This is a genomic window from Oleiphilus sp. HI0043, assembly GCF_001634935.1.
On sequence record NZ_LWEY01001164.1, the window covers coordinates 1 to 839 of the forward strand.

General features: G+C 41.1%; 1 protein-coding gene. It reads right to left on the reverse strand.

Annotation, left to right across the window (positions count from 1 at the left end; genetic code table 11):
• Positions 1-152: 152 nt before the first annotated feature.
• Positions 153-635 (reverse strand): pilin, encoded by a 483-nt coding sequence (locus A3729_RS33975; protein ID WP_304438929.1) that lies wholly within the window; start codon positions 633-635, stop codon positions 153-155.
• Positions 636-839 lie beyond the last annotated feature (204 nt).

Genomic DNA, 839 nt, shown 5'->3' on the forward strand with positions numbered 1-839 from the left:
AAAAGTACATTAAGCAAGAATGAACACTTACTTAGTCTTGAGTAAAACATTAATCTTTATGTTTTTATCAACCTTTCAGACACAAAAAACCCCGGACTAAGCCGGGGTTTCTCGTTAGCAGCCTTAAAGGCTAGCTAGTTCCTATGTAGCGATTACTTACAAGTCGCTGGTAGGAATTTATCAGCAATTGTTGTTGCTGCAGTATCACAAGCCCAAACAATTGTTCCCGCTGCATTGGCATCCGCTAAAGGATTTGTACCAATCGAAGGTACGAAGGCAAGATTACCTGCACCAGAGATCGCAGGAATCAGAGTCATATCAATAGTGATTGTTCCTGGATTTGTGTCTGTAGACTTATCAATAGTGATTGCCTTAATTGAACCAGTCTTCAAGTTCGCTTGGTCCCCAGCAACTACAGCAGCATACGAATCAATACCAGCTACACCACTATCAGCGAACATATCTGTTACTCCAATTTTCAGCGCAGCCGCAGAAACCATACCTTCAGTTACTTTCGCTCGAATCGTGTAATCCTGATAAGCAGGAATGGCAACCGCTGCCAAAATACCAATAATCGCAACAACGATCATCAATTCAATTAGCGTAAAACCTTGCTGATTCTTTTTCATATTCATAATATATCTCCAGATTTAGTATAAATGGCCGCTCGATTGTTTTAGTAGCCTGTTTGCTTTACTACTACCTTCAATCTGGAACCCATCTTTAAAGGTAAACTTGAGTCTACCCTTAAGGATGGCTTCGCGTCAGGAAAGTTGCTTGCTCTTCTAAGCGTTTGCAATCAGTCTTCACACTCTGCGTACCGACACTTAAACAATAGC